Below are 2,550 nucleotides of genomic sequence, written 5' to 3'. Positions count from 1 at the left end.
CGGTGAATGCAACATGACGGAAGACTCATGTGTTTAATGATGTCTTCTATCTTTCTTCATTTCTGTATCTAATTTTCAAGGTGCATCATTTCGTTGTTTTACGCACCGCATCTCGCGGCGACATGTATTAATATAGCATGCAGATAAATAAGAGTCAACACTTATTCTACAATTTTTTTATGGAACAAAAACACACTATATACGTGTTTCACAACCACATTCAGACAACGCAAAAATATAACATGATGGATCAAATTCCTTGTAAGCAAATTGGAGTCACGGTTCGACTCCAATACAGATTATTTATATATCCTACGTATGATCACATTCTCAAACCATCATGATTCATCTAAAAAGCTATCAAACACAGATTCATTCCCCAGGAACGACTCGATCCTTGCCATCCCGCTCTCCTGAATATAAAGGAAGTATTTCGTTATCTCTTTGCTGTCCTCTGAGTCTAAAACACTTCGTAGTGCTTCGGCGGAATGATAATAGGTTTCGATTAGCACACTAACCTCTTCAGATTGAGAAGCTACTTTATCTGTTGGAATTAGGGTGGTGAATCGAATATGCTTTACTTCGTCAAAATCTAGAATGCGTGGGATTACTTCACTGGTATAAAAAACTTCAAACTCATTCAGATCCTGAATATGGGAGTAAACTGCTATTGTTTTATACATAAAGCCACCTACCATCATGAAAAATATAGAGTATAGAATGAGTGCTAAAGCCATTGTCCCACTTCTACCACTGTAACAATAATTGCTCGAGTGTAATACCTGGACCAACTGCCAACATCAATGAAAGTTCTCCGTGATCAGGCGGATCTTTTCTGATCAACTCATCCAAAATTAGCAAGACTAGAACGGAAGCTGTATTCCCACTCTCCCTCAGTATCTCCCATGAATGCCTCAGATCTTCATGCTCTATATGAAGTCTTTTAGCAGCGATTTCTAATATCTTCTTACCTCCTGCATGAACAATATAGCTAGAAACTTGCTCCGGCGTAATACTTTGATTGCCTATGAATCGCTTCACATTTCCTTCTAAATGCTTGTCCAGTAGCAGAGGAAGTCTTTGGGATACTCCTCCTGTAAATCCACCATTTTTTACTCCTATGTGAACAAGATCACTACTATCAGGAATCAGTACGCTCTCAGAAGCAATAATGGAAGGCCCCTCAAATTCATCAGCTAATTCGTCTCCAACTAGTAATGCAGCAGCAGCACCATCACCAAACAAACTTAGATACACTAAATGCGCAGAAGAAGTCTCATCAACCAGAAAATTAATACTAAAGGACTCTACACAGCACAATACTGCTTTTCCCCGAGGATGAATTCCTAGCATATCATTCACTCTTGCTAGTCCACCGGCACCACCAGCGCAACCAAGTCCAAATAACAAGGTACATTTCACATTCACTCTACATTGGATTTCTTGACATATAACACTAAGTATCCCTTGATGAACCACACCAGAGCTCGTTACAAATACAATATGATCGACTTCCTCCGGGTGCATATTTACGTTTTCTAGGCATTTTCGAATCGATTCCTTACTCATTTTTATAAAGTACTCTTCGAACTGACGATTTTTTTCATCAAAACTTCGCTCCTGTAGCTCCCGTTCAAACGGAACAGCCAGAAAACGTTTCTCGATCCGCCCATTGTCATATACTTGTAGGGCTTTTTCTCGATTCGGGATATGCTCTTGAAAACGATTATCCACAAACTCTTTCGCCAACCCCTGTTCCCACAAGTACGGAGGAAATGCTTTGCCGACTGAAATAATTTTCCCCATAATCCACCTCATATTTTATATTTTAAACAAAATTATTTTATCTAAAATATTATAACATTTGTAAGTATAAATACTATTATCTTTTTATTAAATAACCCCGAGAGAATGTATAGTAAAGTACATTTATCCCAGGGCTGTTATCGTAAAGTAGAAATGTAATCATTTATCAAAGAAAGTCTCGATTCCTATGTAACTCTCAAACTCCGCCAGATCGTGTCCCAAAATAAGCTGAATAACATCTTTCCCTGCTTCAGAGCTCATCAGTTGTTCAAGAGCCTCTGCAGATTCATAATATGTTTCAAATAGTATTTTGACTGAATCATCGTTAGGATCAATTTGTCCTGTGGGAATAAGAGTAGATACTCGGATATTGATGACTCCTGGTAAGCTTAAGATAATAGGAAACACCTTTGTCTGATAGTATTCTTCAAACGCATTGGGATCCTTGATATTTTTATAGATTCCAACTGTCTTAAACATCTGGGCCACACCCCTGTTATTTGAATATAAGCATACTAACATCATAAGTGCTAAATTAAGTAATTGTCCACAGTGCAATATGTTAATACTAATGTGTATCATTCGAAACAAATATGATATTTATCTTATTATAAATGACTTTATTAACAGTGTTTAAGATCTTACACACTTACTAGATTGTTAACGCGAAAAAACTTCCTTGAATTAGGAAGTTTTTTGTATTCCTTCAAAACTAAAGAGTGAGTAAGAAACCGAGACCTGAGA

Annotated in this window: 3 protein-coding genes; all 3 read right to left on the bottom strand. The window is 37.3% G+C overall.

The genetic code is table 11. The features are described from left to right. Positions 1-338: 338 nt before the first annotated feature. Positions 339-683, bottom strand: a complete 345-nt coding sequence (locus BT147_RS14895) for a hypothetical protein (RefSeq protein ID WP_143188035.1) — start codon at positions 681-683, stop codon at positions 339-341. A 64-nt stretch (positions 684-747) separates the two neighbouring features. After that, the gene (locus tag BT147_RS14890) at positions 748-1,806 is read right to left on the bottom strand and encodes a type III polyketide synthase (RefSeq protein ID WP_072337101.1); all 1,059 of its coding nucleotides are present in this window, start codon (positions 1,804-1,806) and stop codon (positions 748-750) included. 159 nt (positions 1,807-1,965) lie between these two features. After that, a complete protein-coding gene (locus tag BT147_RS14885; RefSeq protein ID WP_072337098.1) occupies positions 1,966-2,286 on the bottom strand; it encodes an EthD family reductase in 321 nt (106 codons plus the stop codon). Positions 2,287-2,550 lie beyond the last annotated feature (264 nt).

It is taken from the genome of Thermoactinomyces sp. DSM 45891 (assembly GCF_900119485.1).
In the GTDB taxonomy this organism is placed as follows: Bacteria; Bacillota; Bacilli; order Thermoactinomycetales; family Thermoactinomycetaceae; genus Baia.
This window is presented reverse-complemented; position numbering and strand designations above follow the sequence as displayed.